Here is a 20977-nt window from a genome sequence, read left to right as displayed (position 1 = left end):
TAGACGGTGCAGGCGTGGCGACATCGCCACTTGCGCCGAGCGCCGTCGGTCGGGGTCACCCGATCTTCGAGAGCATGATGTTGTCGGAACCTTCGGGGCTCCGGAACAACGGGGCGCAGCTCGGGTCGATCGTGACCTTCGTGTCGTTCGCGCCGGGGGTGTGCCGCAGTTCCAGGGGACCGAGGTCTCCCTCCGGCAGCTTCACCGTGTAGGAGACGGTGCGCGTCGCACCTTCCGGCAGCAGCAGCGTCCGGCTCACGGCGGGGTTCTCGTGATCGGACCCGGAGCGGTCGTGGAACGTCGAATCCCAGCGGTCGCCCTCGTCGGGATCCGTGGAGACGATCTTCCCGCCCGGCGGGGCGAAGAAGAGCACGTCGAGCATCATCGTGCGCAGGTCGATCCCGCGTTCGATGTTGCGCAGCCCGAGGGTGTAACCGCTCGTGATGGCATCCGTGATGCTGTTGTGCAGCTCCATCGACACTGTGATCGTCCGGTCGTCGGCGTTGCACGTCGCGAACTGCGAGTACGTCAGGTGGTACTCGAGCTTGCCGATCGAGTAGTCGTTGAAGTAGATGCCCAGCTGGGTGGAGGAGGTGTTGTCCTCCTGCAGGGTGCCGTCGAGGCCGTACTGGTGGGCGAGACCCTCGAGGCTCGAGTCGTCGAACCACGCGTAGATGCGCCCCTCCTGGGCGCTGCGGACGACCTGGTTCCACATCGTCCCGATGTCCCACTGGCGTCCCGTCAGTTTGGAGAACATGGCGGCGCTGATCTCGCTGAAGTAGCGGTCCATCGCGGCGTTGTCGATGCCGTACCGTTCGTACGGTTCGCTCATGAGCTTGGAGCCGGCGTTCTGGGCGTCGACGGTCTCGCCCGAGGCGAGCGTGATCGGGCCGGTCGCCTCCAGCAGGTGCGCCAGGACGATCGGATCGATCGAGAACGCTCCGTCGAATTTCGGTTTGTCGGTCCACTCGCGCGTCTTCTGGAACAGTTCGACAGCGGTCGGGAAGTCCGGGGACATGTTGAAGTTCGACGACCAGTTCGTCATCTCGGGCGGGTAGAGCTGCCGCGTCTCGGTGGGGAGGCGGAGGAGCGACCCGTTCACGGTGTCGAAGCCCCGGGACGGCAGGTCGGTGTACATCAGGTCGGTGCCGGTGTCGAGGCTGAGCATGTCGACGTTGCCGTCGTCGACCTTGAGGACGAGCCACTGCGCGACGCCGCCCCCTGTCGCCCGGATCTCGGCGGGCGTCTGGATCATGAGCTGGTACAGCATCGGACGCTCGGCGCCCGCGGCCCGGAGGATCTCGGGGAGGTGTTCCTCGACCGTCGTCAGGATGGGTGTCGCCTGCTGGATCATGCTCTGGAGCTGATCGACCGGCGCCGAGATCTGCGGGAGGACACCCGTGCGGTCCATGCCCGACGCGATCTGGGATGCCTCGTCGAAAGACGTCAGCACGGTCGGGATGACCGCCCCGGCATGGAGGAACGGTCGCAGGTTGATCCCGCTCCCGGTGTTGTCGCCGCCCGAGGCGGCCATCATGCTCATCACCGGCGGGATCGACTGCGAGGTGATCGTGTGCGCGATGTCGGTGACGGCGCGGACGGCCTGAATGTTCGTGCGGGCGGCCGGGATCTGCGCGGCGAAGTCCCACAGCGGGTTCTGCGTGGTGTCGTATGCGCGTTGGGCGTGGGCGACGATGTCGCCGCCGGATCGTTGGATGCCATCGACGTCACCGCTCGCGGCGGCGCGGACCAGCTCCTTCGACTGCGCCACCGCCCCCTCGAGGTCGTCGCGCACCTGGATGACCTGCCACACGAAGACGCCCGCGGCGACCGCCAGGGCGAGAATCACGACGGTGAGGGGGCCGCCGATGAGCGCCACGACGACGGAGGTCTTCCGGCGCCAGCGTTGGGGCGTGGTCTCCGCTCCGGCGTGCCGCGCGAACGGCTGCTTCGAGGTGAGTCCGTCGACTCCCCGGCGGGCACGGTGTGTGCGCCTCCCCGTCCGCCGCGTCGCGCGCGTCTCCGCCCCCGTCTGCAAGATCACCGGCGAATCGTAACCGGGCGAGGTGACAGGTCACCGACAGGCCTGTGAACGCCGACCGTGTCGCGGGGCGCGGCTCGCGGTCCGGCGGGGGCTCCGCGCCGGAACGGGGACTCGAACGCACACGTTCGGGTCGAGCGCGTACTTTCGGGGCGACCGCACGAGGAGCGCTCGACCGGAACGTGTGCGCTCGCGGTGCGGCCGCGCGCGGCTGGGTAGACTCGCACGATCGGGAGGGTTGTCCGAGCGGCCGATGGACCTGGTCTTGAAAACCAGTGGGCAGAGATGTCCCGTGGGTTCGAATCCCACACCCTCCGCCACGACGGAAGCGGACCCCCACGGGGGTCCGCTTCCGTCGTTCTGACCGGCTACTCACTCCGGGAGTGACGCGTCCGGGCTGATCTCCTGCAGTGCCCAGGTGTTGGCATCCGGGTCCGAGAAGAAGGCGTAGCGCACGCCGCCGCCCATGTCGTGGATGCCGCTCACGTCGAGGCCGCGTGACACGAGGGTTGCGCGGGTCGTCTCGAGGTCGTCGACGACCAGGTGGATGTTGGCGACGGGAGCGCCGCCGCCCATTCCCGTTCCGAAGGCGATGGAACACGCCGAGCCGGGCGGGGTGAGCTGGACCACGCGCATGCCGTTGCCGGGGGAGACGTCGTGGTCGAGCGCGAAGCCCAGGGTGTCCCGGTAGAACGCGATGCTCCGGTCGACGTCGGAGACGGTCAACGGGATCAGTTCGAGGCGCATGCGCATGCGGACAGAGTAGAGCGGGACGGCGAACACTTGTTATTGACAAGTGAACTTGTCTTTTGCAAGTATCCCGTCATGGACACCAGCATCTTCGTCAACATCCCCACCACCGACCTCGACCGCGCCAAGGCGTTCTACACGGCTCTGGGCTGCACGATCAATCCGAACTTCACCGACGACAACGCGGCGTGCGTCGTGTGGAGCGACACGATCTACTTCATGGTGCTCAAGCGCGAGTTCCTCGCGACCTTCACCGACAAGCCGATCGTCGACCCGAACGAGAGCCTTCAGGTCGCGCTCTCGTTCAGCCGCGACTCGCGTGAGGACGTGGATGCCATCCTCGCCCTCGGCCTCGCAGCCGGCGGGACCGAGCCGCGCGAGGCGCAGGACTACGGTTTCATGTACTCGCGCGACCTCGACGACCCGGACGGCAACTCGCTCGGGTTCCTCTACATGGACCCGACGGCGGCCGCGGGAGGTCCGGCGGCCTATGAGGAGCAGGCGCAGGCGTAGTGGCCGCCCGCAACTACGGGCAGTACTGCGGCGTGACGACGGCCGTCGAGCTGATCGGCGAGCGATGGGCCCTGCTCATCATCCGCGACCTGCTCGTGGGGGCCCGCCGCTACACCGATCTCAAGCAGGGCCTGCCACGGATCCCCACGAACATCTTGGCGACCCGGCTGCGGGAGCTGCAGGAATCGGGAATCGTCCGACGCGCCCCCTACAAGGGGCGCGGACCGATCTACGAGCTGACCCCGTACGGGCGTGCGCTCGAGCCGATCGTCCTGGCTCTCGGGCGGTGGGGGTTCGCGGCGATGGGGGAGCCCGGCGAGGGCGACGTCATCACTCCCGACTCGTTGACCATGGCGCTGAGGACGGCATTCCAGCCCGAGGTCGCCGCCGGGATGCCCGCGGTGGACTACGAACTCCACGTCGCCGACGTGTCCCTCCGTGTCCAGGTCGTGGGAGGCGAGCTCGCGGTCGTTCCGCTCGCGCCCGCACCGCCCCCGGTCGGCGGGCGGTTGCCCGACGCCGCGCCCGATCTCGTCTTCGCCGCCGGCCCCGGCATCCGGAACGTCATCGCCGGCGCATTGACGCCCGGGGATGCCATCGACTCCGGCGTTGTCCACGTTCTGGCGGGCGATGAGGCTCTGCTCGAGCGTTTCACCGCCACGTTCCACATCGACACCCCCGTCGTGCCCGCCCCCCGTCTCGAGCCCCCCGCCTGACGCATCCGGCTCGGCCGTGGTCGCGCATACGCTCGCAACACCGTTCGTTCACGCACTTTTCAGGTGCCGGTCCTTAAACTCGTCCCGACCTGCGCGTCGTCGCGGTCTCGGTGTGCCGCCCCGCGGCATCCGTCCTCCCGAAAGGACCCGAGTGAGCAGAACCACGACCCCGCGCGGGCGCCGGACGATCGCGCGTCACGGACGCCTGCGCTCGCTCGGCCCACTCGGACAGTTCTTCCGCGGGCTCGCCGTGGCGATGGCCGTCCTCCTCGTCGCCGGCGCGGGCGTGGCCGCCTACGCCGTGTACGACCTGTCGTCGAGCTTCACTGCGGACGCGGTCGATCTGCCCGACCAGCCCGCGGTTCCGCCGGACATCGGCGAGCTCAAGGGCGGCGTGAACCTGCTCCTCGTCGGCACCGACGAGTGCGAGCCCGAGTTCGCCCAGTACTTCGGCGACCGCTGCAGCGGACCCGATTCGGAGGGCAACCTCAACGACGTCAACATGCTCGTGCACATCTCGGACGAGCCCCGCCGCGTCACCGTGATCTCGTTCCCGCGCGACCTGATGGTGCCGATCCCGTCCTGCACCGACGCCGACGGCAACGTCACCTCGGCGATGTCGAAGCAGCAGATCAACAGCGCCTTCATGTACGGCGGCCTCGGCTGTGTCGTTTCGACGATCTCCGAGCTCAGCGGACTGCAGATCCCCTTCGCGGCGAAGGTCAGCTTCGGCGGCGTCATCAACATCACGGATGCCATCGGCGGAGTCGACGTCTGCATCGCCAACGGCATCAAGGACCCGTACACCGGCATCGACTGGCCCGCCGGCATGCGCACCATCAAGGGTCTCGACGCGCTGCAGTTCCTGCGCACCCGCCACGGCGTCGGTGACGGCGGCGACCTGGGCCGCATCTCGAACCAGCAGCAGTACATGTCGCGTCTGACCTCGAAGCTCCGCAGCGAAGAGGTGCTGTCGAACCCCGCGACGCTGTACAAGCTCGCGTCGACCACTCTGCGCAACGTCGACCCGTCGACGTCGCTCACGAACCCGCTCACCCTCGTGCAGATCGCGATGGCCGTCAAGGACGTGCCGTTCGACGAGATCGTGTTCGTGCAGTACCCGACGTACACCGACCCGTCGAACGCCAACCGCGTCGTGCCCGACTCCGAGGCAGCCGACGCCCTGTGGTCGGCCCTGGCGGCGAACCAGCCGATCCAGCTGTCGGGTGCCCTCAGCGACGGCAACGGCGTCGTGGTCGACGAGAGCGCGACTCCCGCGCCCACCGCGACCGACTCCGCGGCCCCGACCGAGGGCGCGACGCCCACCCCCGACCCGTCGTCGAGCGTCATCACGCTGCCCTCGGAGATCGCCGGGCAGACCGCCGCGCAGGCCACCTGCTCGAACGGAAACGTCCGCTGACCGACGGGGCGCGGCATCCTTCCCTCGGATTCGGATGCCGCCCCCCGACCGGTTAGTATGGTCCGGTGTGCTCGCGCCTCGGCGTCGATCACCTGGAGACGTCGCATAGTCAGGCCTAGTGCACCACCCTGCTAAGGTGGAGTCCCCGTAAGGGGACCGAGGGTTCAAATCCCTCCGTCTCCGCACGAAAAGCCCCGGTTCGCCGGGGCTTTCGTCGTTCGTGTGGCAGTTCGCTCGTCGCGGCGTCCAGGGCATGGCGTTCGTGGGCGCCGCAGGCGCTCAGCCCTGAGGGATCACCGGCACCGTCAACTCCGACCCCTCGCACACGATCGTCGCGGTGCCTCCACGACTCGGCACGTAATGCGCGGGGAAGTGGCCGTAGAGCGGGTTGCGCGGGTGGAGGTAGCGACCGCCGATGAGCAGCCTCAGGCTCTCGCCGGCGCGGAACAGGGTGGCCGACGGGCTGAGCCCGATCTCGACGTCCACCTCTTCGCCATTCGCGACGGGGCGGAGCGTGTCGACGCCGTCGCGCAGCGCCAGTCGTAGGCGCCCCTGCGCGACGTGGTCGCGGCCGTAGCCGTACGATCCCTCGAAGCCGACCGGCCTTCCGTCGGCCCACTTCTCCACCCCGACGAACAGGCGCGGATCGGCGCAGCCGCGGGTAGCCACCCGGAGGCGCACGGTCATCGGTCCCGTGAGCTCGGTGTCGGTGTCGAAGCGGTACTCGAACGCGGCGGCACGCCGACGAAGCGAAAAGCAAACCTCGCCCGGGATGCCTGGGACCGGTGCCAGCGTGCCATCGGCGCTGAGGTGCAGCGACCGCCACTGCGTCCGCGCGAGGGGCCACTCGTTCTCCTCGCGGACCTGCGAGACCGCATCGCGTCGATCGCGCACCTCGAGGCGAACCGTCGGAAGCGCGGGAACGTCCTCCTCCCGAAGGTGCCGGTCGAAGAACGCCTTCTGCGCGGTCCGGGCCTGCTCCCCGTAGAACGTCGCCCACTTGGGTCCGCGATGCGTGTACGCGTGGGGTTCGATCGACCCCGACCGTTCGAACGCCCGCATCGAGCCGACACTGTGGAGATTGGCATCCGAGAAGCTCGTGCACACCAGCATCGGGACGGTGATCTTTGACAGGTCGGGGGTGAGGCGCTCCCACCACTCATCGCGCAGGGGATGCCGCCGGCGCCCGGCCGCGAGATCCACGTTCAGCCGCGCGACGCGCTGGGTGAGAGCCAGCCAGATGCGCGCGAACCCGTTCTCGACGACGCCGCCGGGAGTGAAGAAATCGCTATAGGCGTCGGTGAAGCCCTCCCACGGGCAGATCGCCTTGAGCTCGGGAGGTTGGAGCGCGGCGACCTTGTACTGCGACAGTGCGAGGTAGGACACTCCGAGCATGCCCACTCGCCCGTTGGACCATGGTTGGGCGACGATCCAGGTGATCACCTGCGCGATGTCCTCGGCCTCCTGATCCGAGAGCAGGTCCCCGCGGCCCCCGGAGTGGCCACCCCCTCGCGTGTCGAGATTCACCACCGCGTACCCCTGCTCGCTCCACCACACCGGGTCGGGAGCCTCCCAGCTCGTCTGGTCGGAGATGCGCAGTGGCTCGGACTGGTTCATGACCCGGAACTGCGGGTTCAGTGACCACCCGTTGCGGCGGGCCCGCGGGGTGCCGTCCTTGCCGTACGGATGCGCGGAGAGCAGGGTCGGCAACGGTCCGCGGGCATCCGCGGGGCGGAAGAGATTGAGACGGAGCGTCACCCCGTCGGACATCTCGACGGGGAGGTCCGCGTCCTTCCGCACCGTTCCCGGCATCCGGTAGACCTCGATCGGTGGGCGCAGGGCGTTGCGCAGGCGCGCCCGCGCGTAAGTCGCGGTGCCGGGCCTTCTCCACGGACGGTCGATGACGGCCATGACATCCTCCGATGCTTTTGAATGACACTCTCATGCATTTGAGTGAGACTCTAGATCATCGGATAGGATTCGTCCATGGCTCGAGATGCGGACGCTGCGGGGGACGATCGAAGTCGACAGAAGCGCGTCGGGGAGGCGTTGCGAGACGGCACCCGTCGACGGATTCTCGCCGCCGCGGGCGAGGAGTTCGCCGCCCAGGGGTACCGGGCGGCAACGGTAGCGAAGCTCGCTGCGGCCGCCGGAGTCTCCGTGCAGACGCTCTACCTCACCTGGGGAAGCAAACGGGCGCTCCTACGAGCGTGGACCGAGACGGCGATCGCCGGAGACGCAGGCGTGCCCGCGGATGCGGCCGCGCGCTTCGGGGACGGACTCGCTGCGGGCGAGCGCATCGACCTCATCGCCGACATCGTGACCGAGGTTGCGGCGCGCGCCGCGTCCGCCTGGGCGGTCTATCGCGACGCCGCGGGTGTGGACCCCGAGATCGCTGAGGACTGGAACGATCTCCAGCATCGGCGGCACGGACTCTTCACACGACTTGTCGGTACGCTCACCGAGTCCGACCTCGCCGTCGGGCTCTCGTCGGCCGCCGCCGTCGACACCGCCTGGACGATCGCAAGTCCGGAGACGTACGACCTGCTGGTCCGTCGTCGGGGGTACTCGTTGGACGAGTTCCGTGAGTGGCTGTCGCGGACGCTTCGGGCGGCGCTTCTCCCACCCGATCCGATGGAGCGCTGACCGACCGCCCCGGGTATTACGAGCCGCTATTGTCTGCGGGGGTCGACGAGCCACGTCGACCGGCGGAGCTCATTCGTCGTTCGTGCGCGGCGGTCCGGCTCAGCTCGCGCGCTCGAACACCATGGTCGCCTGGATGCGGTCGCCGCCGCCGAAGCCGGTGCTTCCGGACGAGGACGTCGAGATCGTGTGCAGCCGGAATCCGAGGGCTGCCTGCCGATTGATGACGTTCTCGAGTTCGGTGAGGTTTCCCGACCCGGAGCCGAAGAACTTCTCCTTCAACACCACCTGCAGGACGACGTAGTCGTATCCGGTCTGCGCGGGGCGCGGTTGGGCTCCCGCGACGGCATCCGCCTGCGCGCGGGCGATGAATCCCTCGATGCCGGGCTGCGGGGGAGCGGGCGCCTGGTACTCGTCAGTCCACTGCTGGCCGTCCCACCATCGCATCCGGCCCGAGCCATCGTCGTACCAACCCGCCTGTGCGTCCGCCATCGGACTCCCCCTTCGCCCCGGACCGTCCGGCGTTCGCGAGTGCGTGCCTCCGACGGTGCTGCCCCGAGTCTGACGGCATTCCGTGTCGAGGGCAACGAGAACGGCGCACCCCGAGAACTCGGGCGCGCCTTTCGCGTACGCGACGGATCACTCCGGGATGAACGCCAGGATGTCGGGGTCGATCGAGTCTGTGTACCTGGTGAGCGGCTCGGCCGCTACCCCCGCCGCACCTCGAGGGCGTCGATGCCCGGCATCCCGAACCAGGACCGCCCGCCGACGGCGTCCACGATGGTCAGGAGCACGGCGTCGCACGACCGGCATCGGGCGACGGCCCCCATGGCGCTCGCGTAGACCGCGACACGCCCCACGGCCCCGCCGTCGCCGCAGGATCGGCAGCGGACGAGCGAGTCGGTGGCATCCCACCCGAGGAGGTCGGCCAGCCGACCGGCGAGCGCATTGCCGTCGAGAACGTCCATCACGAGCCTCCGAATCGCTCGGTGCGGATGTCGCCGGGCCGGTGCCCGGCGGCCAGGAGCCAGCGCGACACGGCCTCGACGAACGGGGTCGGACCGCACGCGTACACGCGCGGGACGCGGTCGGCGGGGACGACCGCGTCCCGCAGGCGCTCGGCCGTCAGCCGACCGGGAGGCACGGATGCCGCGGGGGGCGCCACGCGCGTGTAGACGAGGTCGAGGTCGACCGCCCCCGACGCCGCCAACGCGGCGATCTCGTCCGCGAAGAAGACGTCATCGGGAGTGCGCACCGAATACAGCAGGCGGAACTCGCTCGCGTCGCCGGCGGTCGCGTGCGCCTGGGCCATGGCGAAGAGCGGCACGACCCCCGAGCCGCCGGCGATCAGCTGCACCGGTCGCGGCGACGCCTCGGTCGGGGGCGTCCACACGAAAAAGGCGCCGAGCGGTCCGTGGACCTCGATCTCGTCCCCGACGCGCAGATCGTGGACGAGGAAGGGCGAGACCTCGCCGTCGGGCACCTCGTCGACCGCCAGGAGGACGCGCGGGCCGTCGCCCGACGACGCGATCGAGTACGACCGCGACGCCTGGTATCCATCGGGTGCCGTGAGGCGCAGGTCGAGGTGCGCGCCCGCATCGTTGCCCGGCCAGGTCGGCACGTCGAGTTCGATGCGCTGAGCCGTGGGGGTCTCGGCGCGGATGTCCGCGACCGTCGCGGTGTGCCAGGCGGTCGGGCGGTGCGTCACCAGTACCGCTCCTCCTGCCAGGGGTCTCCGTGCAGGTGGTAGCCGTTCTGCTCCCAGAATCCGGGATCGTCGTCGGGCATCGTCACGAGCCCGCGCACCCATTTCGCGCTCTTCCAGAAGTACAGGTGCGGCACGAGCAGTCGGGCGGGGCCGCCGTGCTCGGCGGTGAGGGGCTCGCCGTCGGCTTCGAAGGCGATCCAGCTCTTGCCGTCGAGGAGGTCTTCCACAGGCACGTTCGTGGTGTACCCGCCGTAGGAGTGCGCCATCACGAAGTCGTGGGCCGTCTCGACCTCGTCGAAAATGCGGTCGAGCGACACTCCGCGCCACGGCATGTCGAGCTTCGTCCAGTGCGTGACGCAGTGGATGTCGACGGTGATGTCCTCCATGCCGAGCGCCTGCAGCTGGGCGGTGTTCCACCGATGGTCGCCGTTCTCGGTCCGCACGACGAACTCCCACTCGTCGGCGTCGATCTCGGGCGTGGGACCGGCCGACAACACGGGCCAATCACTCACCAGCGTCTGACCGGGGGGAAGGCGCGGATCGCGTTCGGCGCGGGGCCCGGAGAACCCTCGAGTGATGAACGACATGGATGCCTCTTTCCTCCCGGGCGGGGACGAGTTTCACCCTAGCCAGGTCGCCCATAGCGCGACAGGGACGATTGTCGGATCCGCTGCCGCCGCACCCATCAGTTCGTCGCGGAGCCCTCGTCGGGGTGCGAGTCGCGTGCTTCGGCGGCCGCTGCGAGCACGGTGCCGACCAGCGTCGCCGTCTCGTCGCCGCCGACGGCGATCGGCTGCAGCACGTCGCCCGAGGTGGTCAGCAGCACCCCGACCGGGCGGCTGCCCGGGATGCCGAGCGCCCGGGCGAACTCTCCGGAGGGGTCGACGTGCAGACCCTCGTCGGCCGCGCTCAGGGACATGCCGTCTCCGATCGGGACGATGAGTCGCACGTCCACGAGGGCCTCGAGCAGCTCCCGGTCCCACGTCATCCGGTCGATGAGGTTCTCGCACGAGGTGCACCCGCGCCGGACGAAGAGCAGCAGCTGCGCGCGCCCGCGCAGGGCGCGTTGACGGGGGACGACGACGCCGCCGTCCGGGGTGATGACCGCCGCGTCCGGCACTCCTGGGGGAGTGGTCGCGGCGCGTTCCCCCGAGGGGTGCAGGGTGGCTCCCACGACCGCGATCGCCGCGCCGCTGAGCAGCAGCGCGCCGCCGAGCAGAGGGAAGAGGACGAGGCGGACGGCCAGCGCCGGCGCGGTCGGCTCCATCAGGGCGCCGACCAGGGTGAGCCCGGCGAGGGCGGTGAGGGCGGTGTTGCGCGCCGTCATGGCGGGACCCACCCGAGTGGATGCCAGCCGCCCGAAGCATCCGCACTCGTCCGTCGACGCGCGGATCTGTGCGCGCACTCCGACGGCGAGGAAGACGACCGACAGCGCGACGGCAGCGGAGGCCGCCGTGACGGCGACGACTCCGCTGCCGAGGAGGAGCCCGCCGGCGACGGCGAGCTCGATGACGGCGACGCCGCCGACGACGGTGCGCGGCGGAGGGCCCGACAGGCGGAGGGCGCGCAGGGTGGCGGGGGCGGTGTCGAGGTCGAGGAGCTTGCCCACCGCGCTGAGGACGAACACCGCGGTGACGACGAGGGCGGGGAGGCTGAAGGGCCCGAGCATCCCGTCAGATTCCCACCCCTCGCGCCGGCGGCGCGGTGGGCGGCGTTCGGTCTCCGGCGGGTGAAGGCCCCGGGGCGTCCCGCTCCACCCGGGGCGGATAAGGTCGCTGTGACGACTCCGTCACTGCGCGCGGCTCGCGCGGCAGCCGCCCACCCAGGAGAATCGCCCATGTCCGTCGGTCTGCTCGCCGTGGTGGATGACATCCTCAGCGCCGCGCTCAAAGCCAGCGCGAAGACCGCGGGCGTCGTCATCGACGACGCGGCCGTGACGCCCCAATACGTTCAGGGGATCACGCCCGCCCGGGAGCTGCCCGTCGTCTGGAAGATCGCCCTCGGCAGCATCATCAACAAGTACGTGATCATCATCCCGATCGCGCTCCTGCTGACCGCGTTCGCGCCGGGGGTGCTGCCGTTCCTGTTGATCCTCGGCGGCGGCTTCCTCTGCTTCGAGGGTGCCGAGAAGGTGCTCGAGTGGTTCGGCGTCGGCCATGGCCACGGGGACGACGACGGCCCCCGCGACGAGCGGAAACTGGTTCTCGGAGCCGTGCGCACCGACCTCATCCTCAGCACCGAGATCATGCTCATCGCCCTGTCGAGCCTGGATCCCGGGTTCGGCATCTGGATGACGCTCGGCGCGCTGCTCGTCATCGGACTCGCCATGACCGTGGTCGTGTACGGCGCGGTCGCGCTCCTGGTGAAGATCGACGACATCGGGCTGCGGTTCATGAAGAGCCCCACGCGCGCCGTCCGGCGGTTCGGCGCCCGGGTCGTGGCATCCATGCCGGCCGTCTTCCGGGTGATCAGCGTGATCGGGACGATCGCGATGCTGTGGGTCGGCGGTCATCTGGTGGTGCAGAACCTCGGCGAGACGCTGTGGGCGGGGCCGTCCGACCTCCTCCACGCCGTCGAGCACGCGATCGAGGCCACGGGACCGGTCGTCGTGTGGATCGTCGACACCGCGATCTCCGCGGTCTTCGGCCTGATCCTGGGCCTCGTCATCATCGCCGTGGTGACCGGCATCCGCCGGGTGTTCCGCCGCGAGGCCGCCGCGCACTGACCGGAGGCAGGCCCCAGATCACGTGACGTGGTCGAAGGTACCCGCCGTGGTGCGTCGGTGGCGTGTGCGCTCGGCCAGATCACGTGAACTGGTCCAGCGCCCGCCGTGGCGGGTCGGTGGCGTGTGCGCTCGGCCAGATCACGCGACGTGGTCGAAGGCACCCGCCGTGGCGGGTCAGCGGCGTGTGCGCTCGGCCAGATCGCGTGAACTGACCGCGGGGGAGGCAGGCGGCGGGGGCGCGGCTCCCGGGAGGAGAACTCAGTCGAGGCGGGAGTGCTCGCCGAGGCGATGCCACGTGCGGTTGTGGTAGACCAGCGCGGCGCCGGGCTCACCCGGCTCGAGGTCGCGCTCGACGTCGACCTGCAGGGCCTGGGCGGCGATGACGGTCGAGCCGCCGGCATCCATCCGGCTGACGACGGCGCACCGCAGCCACGCCCGGACGCCGTGGTACACCGGCTCGCCCGTGGCCAGGCGCGACCAGGTGGACGTGTCGGCGAAGCGGTCCAGCCCGCTCGTGGCGCCGGCCCGGGCCAGGGCGATGTCCTCGGCGTCGAGCAGGTGCACCACGATCGTCGACGCGGCCACGATCGTCGGCGTCGCCGACGACAGGCTCGAGACCGAGAAGATCAGCAGCGGCGGGTCGGCCGAGACCGACGACACCGACGAAGCGGTGAGGGCGACGGGTCCGTGCTCGCCGTACGCGGTGATCACGGCGATGCCGCCGGGGTGGCCGCGGAACGCGCGCTTGAAGTCGTCCGCCGTGACGGACGTGCCGATGGTCGGCGTGCTTTCGGATCGCTCCTGCGGGAGGGAAGTCATACCTCGACGGTAACCCTCCCGGCGGAGCCCGGCGCGGGATGCCGAAACGCGGCGACACACGCGATCCGCGATCACACCGGTGTTGTGAGGCTTCACATCGCCCTCTCCGCTATTTTTCCGGTGCGATTGACTCTTGACAGGGCCGCAAGTGTGAGCGCTAACATTCAGGAGTCAGCCCGCCCGAGGGGGCTGCATCACATGGACCGGCGACGCAGCCGGCGAAACGAGGAGGTTTCAACATGAAGGCGAAGAAGACCCTCGCCGGACTCGCGCTCATGGGCGCGATCGCTCTCACCGCGACCGGCTGCGCCGGCGGTGGCTCGACGGCCGGCGGAGGTGGCGACGACAAGGTCATCACCGTCGGTTTCGCCCAGACCGGCTCCGAGAGCGGCTGGCGCAGCGCCAACACCGAGTCGATGAAGACGGCGTTCTCGACCGAGAACGGCTTCAACCTCATCTTCAACGCGGCCGACAACAAGCCGGAGGCGCAGATCGCCGCCGTCCGCAGCTTCATCAACCAGGGCGTGGATGCCATCGTGCTCGCCCCGATCGTCACCGACGGGTGGGACGACGTGCTGAAGGAAGCCAAGGATGCCAACATCCCGGTGATCCTCGAAGACCGCACGGTGTCCGCGTCGGAAGACCTGTACGCCAGCTGGGTGGGCCTGGACTTCAAGAAGGAGGGCGAGACGGCCGGGAAGTGGGTCGCCGAGAACTTCGGGAAGACCCCGACCAACCTCGTCGTGCTCGAGGGCACCACGGGGTCGTCGGCCGCCACCGACCGCGCGACCGGCTTCAACGACGCGATCGCGGGCACCGACATCACGCTCCTCGACTCGCAGACGGGCAACTTCACCCGTGCCGAGGGCAAGACCGTCATGGAGGGCTTCCTCCAGAAGTACGGCTCGCAGATCAACCTGCTCTTCGCCCACAACGACGACATGGGTCTCGGTGCCCTCGACGCGATCAAGGCTGCGGGTCTCACGCCCGGCACCGACATCAAGATCGTGACGATCGACGCGGTCAAGGACGGCATGACGGCCCTGGCCGACGGCGAGTTCAACTACATCGTCGAGTGCAACCCGCTGCTCGGTGAGAAGGTCGCCGAGGTCGTCAAGAAGGTCGTCGCCGGCGAGTCCGTCGACAAGCAGTACATCGTCGAGGACCAGGCGTTCGACCAGGAGCAGGCCAAGGCCGCTCTGCCCGACCGCAAGTACTGATCCCCCGCGGACGCGTCCGCGTCCGTGAGTCCTCGGGTGTGCGGGGCCGAACCGGCCCCGCACACCCTCCGCTCACCCCCTGAGAAAGCGATCGAGCATGACATCCGAACGCGCTGCCGTCGTCGCGATGCGCGGTATCAGCATCTCCTTCCCCGGAGTGAAGGCGCTCGACGGCGTGGACTTCACCCTCTACCCCGGTGAGGTCCACTCCCTCATGGGAGAGAACGGCGCCGGCAAATCCACCCTCATCAAGGCGCTCACCGGCGTGTACGGGATCGACTCCGGCACGATCCGCGTCCAGGGCGAGGAGCGCCTGTTCCGCTCCACCGCGGACGCCCAGTCGTCCGGCATCGCCACCGTCTACCAAGAGGTCAACCTCTGCCAGAACCTGTCGGTCGGCGAGAACGTGATGCTCGGCAACGAGATCCGCCGCGCGGGTCTGGTCGACTGGCGCGCCACTCACGCCGCGGCCGCCGCGGCGCTCGCCGAGCTCGGCGTGCACATCGACACCCGCTCGATCCTGGCGAGCCACTCGATCGCCGTCCAGCAGCTGGTCGCCATCAGCCGCGCGATGGTCGTGGACACCACGGTCCTGGTCCTCGACGAGCCGACCTCCAGCCTCGACCGGGGCGAGGTCGAGCAGTTGTTCGGCGTCATCCGGGATCTGCGCGACCGCGGCGTGGCGATCCTCTTCGTCTCGCACTTCCTCGACCAGATCTACGAGATCTCCGATCGCCTGACCGTGCTGCGCAACGGCACGCTCGTGGGCGAGTACCCGATCGCCGACCTGACCCGTGAACAGCTCGTCGCGAAGATGATCGGCCGCGAGCTCGGCGAACTGGATGCCATCTCGGCCAGCGCCGAGCGTCCGATCGACCGTTCCGGAACCCCCGTGCTGAAGGCCGTCTCGTTGGCCCGCAAGAACGCCCTCGAGCCCGTCGATCTCGACGTCTTCCCGGGGGAGATCGTGGGCCTCGCGGGGCTGCTCGGCTCGGGCCGGACGGAGCTCGCCCGCCTCATCGCCGGCGCCGACCGCGCCGATCAGGGGCAGGTCGAGGTCGGCGGATCGCCGTCGCGGCTCGGTTCGCCGCGCCACGCCCTCGACCGCGGCATCGCCTTCTCGTCGGAGGACCGCCGCGCCGAGGGAATCGTCGGCGACCTCACCGTGGCCGAGAACATCATCCTCGGCGTGCAGGCCCGCCGCGGCGCACTGCGCAAGCTCGGCGCCGCCGAGGTGCAGGCGATCGTCGACGAGTACATCACCGCGCTCGGGGTGCGCCCCGCGAACCCGAACGCGCTTATCCGCAACCTCTCCGGCGGCAACCAGCAGAAGGTCCTCCTGGCCCGCTGGCTCGCCACCGCCCCGGAGCTGCTCATCCTCGACGAACCCACCCGCGGCATCGACGTCGGCGCCAAGGCCGACATCCAGCGCAAGGTCGCCGAACTCGCCGAGAAGGGCCTCGCGGTGGTGTTCATCTCCTCCGAGCTCGAGGAGGTGCTCCGCATCGCGCAGCGCGTGGCCGTGCTGCGCGACCGTCGTAAGATCGGCGAGCTGGCCACCCAGGACGTCGACCTCGACGGCCTCGTCGCCTACATCGCCGAGGGGCAGCCCGAGACAACGTCGTCCGATCGGGAGAAGATCGCATGAAGAAGTTCCTTTCGCACCGCCTCGTGTGGCCCATCGCGGCACTCGTCGCCCTCATCGCCGTCAACACGATCTCGCGGCCGTCGTTCCTCAGCATCACGGTGCAGAACGGGCAGCTGTACGGGTCGCTGATCGACATCCTGCGCAACAGCGCGCCGCTCATGCTCGTCGCCCTCGGCATGACGCTCGTCATCGCCACGCGCGGAATCGACCTGTCGGTCGGCGCGATCATGGCGGTCTCGGGCGCCGTGGCGCTGACGATCATCGAGGCCTCGCCCGAACCGGGCAACCTCGGCGTCGTCATGATCGCCATCGCCGCGGCCGTCGGCAGCGCCCTGCTGCTGGGCGTCTGGAACGGCTTCCTCGTCGCGGTGCTCGGCATCCAACCCATCATCGCCACGCTCGTGCTCATGCTCGCCGGCCGCGGCGTCGCCCTGCTCATCACCAAGGGCTTCATCACGACCATCAACAGCGACCCGTACCAGTTCATGGCGCAGGGATACGTCCTGGGTCTCCCCTTCGCCTTCTACGTCTCGATCGCCGCGGTGATCGTCGTCGGGATCGTCGAGCGGCGCACGGCGCTGGGCATGCTCACCGAGGCCGTCGGCATCAACCCCGAAGCGAGCCGGCTCGCCGGCGTCCGCTCGCGCGGCATCATCTGGGGCGCCTACATCGCCAGCGGCACGCTCGCGGGCATGGCCGGCATCCTCTACAGCTCGAACATCATGGCCGCCGATGCGAACGCCGCAGGTCTCTACATCGAACTGGATGCCATCCTCGCGGTGGTCCTCGGCGGCACCTCGCTCGCCGGCGGCAAGTTCAGCCTGGCCGGTACGGTCGTCGGCGTCTTCACGATCCAGACCCTGAAGAGCACGATCACGTTCCTGGGCGTTCCGCCCGCCGTCAGCCCGGTCTTCATGGCCGCGGCCGTGCTGATCGTCGTACTGCTGCAGTCGCGCCGGTTCCGCGCGTTCTTCCAGACCGCGGGCCGTTCGGCCGTGCGTCCCCTCACCCGACGTCCCGACGCAAAGGTGCTGTCCTGATGGTCACTCTCACCGCCGAGCGCGGCTCCGCCGCCCCGACCACGTACCGCCGATTCCTCAGCCGCCACGTCTCGTGGATTCCGGTGTTCGCCGCGATCGCGATCCTCCTGATCATGATCGCGGGGTCGATGGCGTACTTCCCGAACTTCCAGCTGCCTCGGATCCTGTCGTCGATCCTGCTCGACAACGCGTACCTGCTGGTGCTGGCCGTGGGCATGACCTTCGTCATCCTCACGGGCGGGATCGACCTCTCCGTCGGCGCGGTCATGGCCTTCACCGGCATCCTGTGCGCCAGTCTGCTGTCGCAGGGGGTCCCGGTCGCGGTCGCGGTTCCCGCGATGATCCTGATCGGCGGGGCGATCGGGCTGCTGATCGGCGTCCTCGTGCAGTTCTTCGACGTGCAGCCGTTCATCGCCTCGCTGATCGGCATGTTCCTCGCCCGGGGCCTGGCCTTCGTGGTGAGCCTGCAGTCGATCAAGGTCGACGACGCGGGACTGCTGTGGCTCCAGTCCACGCGCTTCTCCTTCGCCGGGTGGTACATCACCCCGACCGGGATCATCGCGCTGCTCACCGTCGCCCTCGCCGCCTTCGTCCTGCGGTTCACGCGCTTCGGACGCACGGTCTACGCCGTGGGCGGGAACGAGCAGTCGGCGCGACTCATGGGCCTTCCCGTCGTGCGCGCGAAGCTCTCGGTCTACGTCATCAGCGGGGTGTGCGCGGGGCTCGCGGGAATCGTCCTGACGGCGTACTCCGGTGCCGGCTACCCCCTCAACGGCGTCGGAACCGAGCTCGATACGATCGCCGCGGTCGTCATCGGCGGCACGCTCCTCACCGGGGGCAGCGGGTTCGTGCTCGGCTCGATGATCGGCGTCTTCGTCTACGGCCTCATCCGCACGATCATCTCGTTCTCGGGCGCGGAGCAGTCCTGGACCCGGATCACCGTCGGCGCCCTCCTGCTGGTGTTCGTCGTGGTGCAGCGGATCATCGTCTCGCGGTCCGCGCTCTCCAAATGACGCGCCTGCCGGGGATGCGCGCGCGGCGACCGTCGCGCGGGCATGATTGACCCCATGTCCGCCGTTGCCCCGCCCCTCCTCGAGGTCCGCGGGGCGACGGTGCGTTTCGGTGTCGAGTCCGCTCTCGCCGACGTCGACTTCCGCCTGCGCCCCGGCGAAGTGCACTCGCTCATGGGAGAGAACGGTGCGGGCAAGTCGACACTGATCAAGGCGATCACCGGAGCGCTGCGGCTCGACCAGGGGGAGATCCTCCTCGGGGGTCGCCCGATGCAGTTCTCCACCCCGGCGGACGCCCAGGCGGTCGGCATCTCGACCGTCTATCAGGAGATCGACCTCCTCCCGAACCTCACCGTCGCCGAGAACATCTCGCTCGGTCGCGAGCCGCGTCGGTTCGGGATGATCGACCACCGCGCGATGCGCGATCGTGCGGCCGACGCCCTGTCCTCCCTCGGGGTCGACGTCGACCCGTCGTCGGTGCTGTCCACGCATCCCCTCGCCATCCAGCAGCTCGTCGCGATCGCCCGCGCGGTCTCGGTCGACGTGAAGGTGCTCGTGCTCGACGAGCCGACCTCGAGCCTGGATGCCGACGAGGTCGCCGAGCTCTTCCGCGTCATCCGCGATCTCAAGACGCAGGGGATCGCGATCGTGTTCGTCTCGCACTTCCTCGACCAGGTCTACGAGATCTGCGACCGTGTCACGGTCCTCCGCGGCGGGCGTCTGGTGGGGGAGTACGGCACGCGGGAGCTCCTGCGCATCGACCTGGTCGAGAAGATGCTCGGTGCCGCCGCCGACGCCCTCGCGCCTCTCGGACAGCGCTCGCCGGAGCCCGCGGACGGTCCCTCGATCGTGAGCGCGCGGGGCCTGGCATCCGGGCCCCGCCTGCGCGACGCGGACGTCGACATCGCCGAGGGCGAGGTCATCGGGGTCGCGGGTCTCCTGGGGTCGGGGCGCAGCGAGCTGGCGCGGGCGCTGACCGGAGTCGATCACCCCGACGGCGGCGAGGTCCGCATCGACGGCGAGCCGGTGAGGCTCGGGTCGCCGCGCGAGGCGATCCGTCGGCGCGTGGCCTACTCGTCGGAGAACCGACGTACCGAGGGCATCATCGGCGACCTCAGCGTCCTGGACAACATCACGCTCGCCCTTCAGGCGCAGCGCGGGATCTTCCACCGACTCAGCACGGCGCGGCGCAGGGAGCTCGCGACGAGCTGGGTGGAGGCGCTGCACATCCGACCCGCCGACATCGATCGCCCCGTCGCGACGCTCTCCGGCGGCAACCAGCAGAAGGTGCTCCTGGCGCGGCTCCTCGCGCTTTCGCCCAGGGTCATCGTGCTCGACGAGCCGACGCGCGGCATCGACGTCGGTGCGAAGGCCGAGATCCAGCGCCTGGTGGGGGAGCTGTCCGACAACGGCCTCGCCATCGTCTACATCTCCGCCGAGCTCGACGAGGTCCTGCGCGTCGCGCATCTCGTCGCCGTCATGCGCGACGGCGTGCTCGCGCAGATCCTCCCCGCCGCCGAGCTCACCTCCGACGCCCTCCTCGCCCTCGTGGCCAAGCCCGCCGCGGGGGAGGAGGGGGTCTCCGATGGCTGACGAGAAGGCATCCCGGACCGCCAACATCTTCGACGTGGCCCGTCTCGCGGGCGTATCGCACCAGACCGTCTCGCGGGTCCTCAACAACATGCCCAACGTCCGTCCGGCGACCCGGGCGCGCGTCGAGCAGGCCATCGCGCAACTGCGGTACAGCCCGTCGCCGGCGGCGCGGGCCCTCGTCACGCGGCGCACCCGCACGATCGGCCTGGTGACGCCGGGCACCGTCGACTACGGCCCCACGTCGATCGCGACGAACTTCAATTTCGCGGCCCGCGCCGCCCGCTACAACGTCGATGCGATCAGCTCGCCCCAGAACGACGTGGCCGCGGTCCGTTCGGCGATCGACGGGCTCCTCAAGCAACGCGTGGATGCCATCGTGCTCATCGTCGTCGACGTCGAGGTGCTCGCGGCGGTGCAGGCGATCGAGATCGACGTCCCGATCGTCGCCGCCGCCACGACCAGCCGGCCCCATCCGCGTCTCGTCGCGATCGACCAGTACCGCGGGGCACGGGCGGCGGTGCGGCATCTGCTGGAGTCGGGGTACACCACGGTCCGCCACATCGCCGGTCCTGCCCGCAACCCCGACGCCGTGGAGCGCCTGCGCGGCTGGCGCGAAGAGATCGCCTCCGCCCGCGCGCAATCGACGCCGCCGGTGCACGGGGACTGGTCCGCGGCAAGCGGGTACCGGATCGCGACCGAGACCGACCTCACCCCCGGTGAGGGGATCTTCGTCGCCAACGACCACATGGCGATCGGCGTGCTGTCGGCGCTCCGCGAACGCGGGCTGCGGGTGCCGGAGGACATCGGGGTGGTCGGGTTCGACGACGTCCCCGAGGCGCCGTTCCTCTTCCCCTCGCTCACCACCGTGCGCCAGGACTTCGCCGCGCTGGGGGAGATCCTGATGCAGAAGGTGTTGCTGATGGTGGAGGAGCCCGACACCGTCAGCGAGAGCACCCCGCTGCCGACGCGACTCGTCGTCCGCGACTCGGCGCCGCTGCGCCCCTGATCCGCGCGTAGCCGTCGGCGGGCTCATCGCCGCGGAAACTCGGTGTTGACGTCAACAGGTGTGTGAGCGCTAACATTCGGGTAGTCGTCGCCGCCGACGGCTCATGCAATGTCGCATTCACGAGA

The 20977-nt window shown here is 69.6% G+C and carries 20 protein-coding genes and 2 tRNA genes; 13 read left to right on the top strand and 9 right to left on the bottom strand.

The annotated features are described in order from the left end of the window. Positions 1-55: 55 nt before the first annotated feature. A complete protein-coding gene (locus QM517_RS08575; protein WP_283286617.1) occupies positions 56-2044 on the bottom strand; it encodes a DUF4012 domain-containing protein in 1989 nt (662 codons plus the stop codon). A gap of 229 nt (positions 2045-2273) precedes the next feature. On the opposite strand from QM517_RS08575, the gene QM517_RS08570 reads away from it, so the two are divergent. Continuing rightward, positions 2274-2361 (top strand) — tRNA-Ser (locus tag QM517_RS08570). Between the two features lie 52 nt (positions 2362-2413). Here the strand turns inward: QM517_RS08570 and QM517_RS08565 are convergent. Continuing rightward, positions 2414-2794, bottom strand: a complete 381-nt coding sequence (locus QM517_RS08565; protein ID WP_283286615.1) for a VOC family protein — start codon at positions 2792-2794, stop codon at positions 2414-2416. Positions 2795-2866: 72 nt separating this feature from the next. On the opposite strand from QM517_RS08565, the gene QM517_RS08560 reads away from it, so the two are divergent. The 4 genes from QM517_RS08560 to QM517_RS08545 all read left to right on the top strand — a co-directional run bounded on the left by QM517_RS08560 (position 2867) and on the right by QM517_RS08545 (position 5623). Beyond that, a complete protein-coding gene (locus QM517_RS08560; RefSeq protein WP_283286612.1) occupies positions 2867-3304 on the top strand; it encodes a VOC family protein in 438 nt (145 codons plus the stop codon). After that, entirely contained in the window at positions 3304-4020 is a 717-nt protein-coding gene (locus QM517_RS08555; protein ID WP_283286609.1) for a winged helix-turn-helix transcriptional regulator, read from the top strand. The genes QM517_RS08560 and QM517_RS08555 overlap by 1 nt, the downstream gene beginning before the upstream one ends. A gap of 151 nt (positions 4021-4171) precedes the next feature. Beyond that, positions 4172-5440, top strand: coding sequence for an LCP family glycopolymer transferase (locus QM517_RS08550; RefSeq protein ID WP_278102720.1), 1269 nt, complete (start codon positions 4172-4174; stop codon positions 5438-5440). 94 nt (positions 5441-5534) lie between these two features. Further along, positions 5535-5623: transfer RNA gene (locus tag QM517_RS08545), tRNA-Ser, on the top strand. A gap of 96 nt (positions 5624-5719) precedes the next feature. Here QM517_RS08545 and QM517_RS08540 read toward each other — a convergent pair. After that, complete coding sequence (locus QM517_RS08540; RefSeq protein WP_283286603.1) at positions 5720-7351, bottom strand: CocE/NonD family hydrolase; 1632 nt, start codon at positions 7349-7351, stop codon at positions 5720-5722. Between the two features lie 75 nt (positions 7352-7426). On the opposite strand from QM517_RS08540, the gene QM517_RS08535 reads away from it, so the two are divergent. Next, complete coding sequence (locus QM517_RS08535; RefSeq protein ID WP_283286600.1) at positions 7427-8086, top strand: TetR/AcrR family transcriptional regulator; 660 nt, start codon at positions 7427-7429, stop codon at positions 8084-8086. Positions 8087-8185: 99 nt separating this feature from the next. Here the strand turns inward: QM517_RS08535 and QM517_RS08530 are convergent, their stop codons facing one another. The 5 genes from QM517_RS08530 to QM517_RS08510 all read right to left on the bottom strand — a co-directional run bounded on the left by QM517_RS08530 (position 8186) and on the right by QM517_RS08510 (position 11460). Continuing rightward, complete coding sequence (locus QM517_RS08530; protein ID WP_283286596.1) at positions 8186-8575, bottom strand: DUF2510 domain-containing protein; 390 nt, start codon at positions 8573-8575, stop codon at positions 8186-8188. 215 nt (positions 8576-8790) lie between these two features. Beyond that, entirely contained in the window at positions 8791-9051 is a 261-nt protein-coding gene (locus QM517_RS08525; protein WP_283286594.1) for a DUF6510 family protein, read from the bottom strand. Further along, complete coding sequence (locus QM517_RS08520; RefSeq protein ID WP_283286592.1) at positions 9051-9791, bottom strand: FAD-binding oxidoreductase; 741 nt, start codon at positions 9789-9791, stop codon at positions 9051-9053. The genes QM517_RS08525 and QM517_RS08520 overlap by 1 nt, the downstream gene beginning before the upstream one ends. Beyond that, entirely contained in the window at positions 9788-10378 is a 591-nt protein-coding gene (locus QM517_RS08515) for a molybdopterin-dependent oxidoreductase (protein WP_283286589.1), read from the bottom strand. Before QM517_RS08515 ends, QM517_RS08520 begins: the two co-directional genes overlap by 4 nt. Before the next feature lie 98 nt (positions 10379-10476). Continuing rightward, on the bottom strand, positions 10477-11460 hold the full coding sequence (locus QM517_RS08510) for a MauE/DoxX family redox-associated membrane protein (protein WP_283286586.1): 984 nt from the start codon (positions 11458-11460) through the stop codon (positions 10477-10479). A gap of 168 nt (positions 11461-11628) precedes the next feature. Between QM517_RS08510 and QM517_RS08505 the strand changes: the two genes are divergently transcribed. Next, entirely contained in the window at positions 11629-12516 is an 888-nt protein-coding gene (locus QM517_RS08505; protein WP_283286583.1) for a DUF808 domain-containing protein, read from the top strand. A gap of 258 nt (positions 12517-12774) precedes the next feature. Here QM517_RS08505 and QM517_RS08500 read toward each other — a convergent pair whose 3' ends face one another. Continuing rightward, positions 12775-13335, bottom strand: a complete 561-nt coding sequence (locus QM517_RS08500) for a flavin reductase family protein (RefSeq protein ID WP_077049660.1) — start codon at positions 13333-13335, stop codon at positions 12775-12777. 239 nt (positions 13336-13574) lie between these two features. Here QM517_RS08500 and QM517_RS08495 point away from each other — a divergent pair, with 239 nt between their 5' ends. The 6 genes from QM517_RS08495 (at position 13575) to QM517_RS08470 (ending at position 20852) form a co-directional block, all read left to right on the top strand. Next, positions 13575-14555: an ABC transporter substrate-binding protein gene (locus QM517_RS08495; protein ID WP_160897506.1), complete on the top strand. Its 981-nt coding sequence runs from the start codon at positions 13575-13577 to the stop codon at positions 14553-14555. A 97-nt stretch (positions 14556-14652) separates the two neighbouring features. Continuing rightward, on the top strand, positions 14653-16203 hold the full coding sequence (locus QM517_RS08490) for a sugar ABC transporter ATP-binding protein (RefSeq protein ID WP_283286578.1): 1551 nt from the start codon (positions 14653-14655) through the stop codon (positions 16201-16203). Then, positions 16200-17243: an ABC transporter permease gene (locus QM517_RS08485; protein ID WP_077049657.1), complete on the top strand. Its 1044-nt coding sequence runs from the start codon at positions 16200-16202 to the stop codon at positions 17241-17243. The genes QM517_RS08490 and QM517_RS08485 overlap by 4 nt, the downstream gene beginning before the upstream one ends. After that, positions 17243-18256: an ABC transporter permease subunit gene (locus tag QM517_RS08480; RefSeq protein ID WP_077049656.1), complete on the top strand. Its 1014-nt coding sequence runs from the start codon at positions 17243-17245 to the stop codon at positions 18254-18256. The genes QM517_RS08485 and QM517_RS08480 overlap by 1 nt, the downstream gene beginning before the upstream one ends. Positions 18257-18310: 54 nt before the next feature. After that, the gene (locus tag QM517_RS08475; protein ID WP_283286570.1) at positions 18311-19846 is read left to right on the top strand and encodes a sugar ABC transporter ATP-binding protein; all 1536 of its coding nucleotides are present in this window, start codon (positions 18311-18313) and stop codon (positions 19844-19846) included. Next, positions 19839-20852, top strand: a complete 1014-nt coding sequence (locus tag QM517_RS08470; protein ID WP_283286568.1) for a LacI family DNA-binding transcriptional regulator — start codon at positions 19839-19841, stop codon at positions 20850-20852. Before QM517_RS08475 ends, QM517_RS08470 begins: the two co-directional genes overlap by 8 nt. Positions 20853-20977 lie beyond the last annotated feature (125 nt).

Origin of the sequence: Microbacterium sp. IEGM 1404 (assembly GCF_030056775.1) — a bacterium.
Lineage (GTDB): Bacteria > Actinomycetota > Actinomycetes > Actinomycetales > Microbacteriaceae > Microbacterium.
Note: the sequence above shows the minus strand (reverse complement) of the source record. Positions and strands in the feature narration are given on the sequence as shown.

Excerpts from the sequence above, each read along its gene's own strand:
- QM517_RS08565 (WP_283286615.1), bottom strand. The coding sequence starts at position 2,794 with ATGCGCATGCGCCTCGAACTGATCCCGTTGACCGTCTCCGACGTCGAC.
- QM517_RS08560 (WP_283286612.1), top strand. The coding sequence starts at position 2,867 with ATGGACACCAGCATCTTCGTCAACATCCCCACCACCGACCTCGACCGC.
- QM517_RS08540 (WP_283286603.1), bottom strand. The coding sequence starts at position 7,351 with ATGGCCGTCATCGACCGTCCGTGGAGAAGGCCCGGCACCGCGACTTAC.
- QM517_RS08535 (WP_283286600.1), top strand. The coding sequence starts at position 7,427 with ATGGCTCGAGATGCGGACGCTGCGGGGGACGATCGAAGTCGACAGAAG.
- QM517_RS08530 (WP_283286596.1), bottom strand. The coding sequence starts at position 8,575 with ATGGCGGACGCACAGGCGGGTTGGTACGACGATGGCTCGGGCCGGATG.
- QM517_RS08525 (WP_283286594.1), bottom strand. The coding sequence starts at position 9,051 with ATGGACGTTCTCGACGGCAATGCGCTCGCCGGTCGGCTGGCCGACCTC.
- QM517_RS08515 (WP_283286589.1), bottom strand. The coding sequence starts at position 10,378 with ATGTCGTTCATCACTCGAGGGTTCTCCGGGCCCCGCGCCGAACGCGAT.
- QM517_RS08510 (WP_283286586.1), bottom strand. The coding sequence starts at position 11,460 with ATGCTCGGGCCCTTCAGCCTCCCCGCCCTCGTCGTCACCGCGGTGTTC.
- QM517_RS08505 (WP_283286583.1), top strand. The coding sequence starts at position 11,629 with ATGTCCGTCGGTCTGCTCGCCGTGGTGGATGACATCCTCAGCGCCGCG.
- QM517_RS08500 (WP_077049660.1), bottom strand. The coding sequence starts at position 13,335 with ATGACTTCCCTCCCGCAGGAGCGATCCGAAAGCACGCCGACCATCGGC.
- QM517_RS08495 (WP_160897506.1), top strand. The coding sequence starts at position 13,575 with ATGAAGGCGAAGAAGACCCTCGCCGGACTCGCGCTCATGGGCGCGATC.
- QM517_RS08490 (WP_283286578.1), top strand. The coding sequence starts at position 14,653 with ATGACATCCGAACGCGCTGCCGTCGTCGCGATGCGCGGTATCAGCATC.
- QM517_RS08485 (WP_077049657.1), top strand. The coding sequence starts at position 16,200 with ATGAAGAAGTTCCTTTCGCACCGCCTCGTGTGGCCCATCGCGGCACTC.
- QM517_RS08480 (WP_077049656.1), top strand. The coding sequence starts at position 17,243 with ATGGTCACTCTCACCGCCGAGCGCGGCTCCGCCGCCCCGACCACGTAC.
- QM517_RS08475 (WP_283286570.1), top strand. The coding sequence starts at position 18,311 with ATGTCCGCCGTTGCCCCGCCCCTCCTCGAGGTCCGCGGGGCGACGGTG.
- QM517_RS08470 (WP_283286568.1), top strand. The coding sequence starts at position 19,839 with ATGGCTGACGAGAAGGCATCCCGGACCGCCAACATCTTCGACGTGGCC.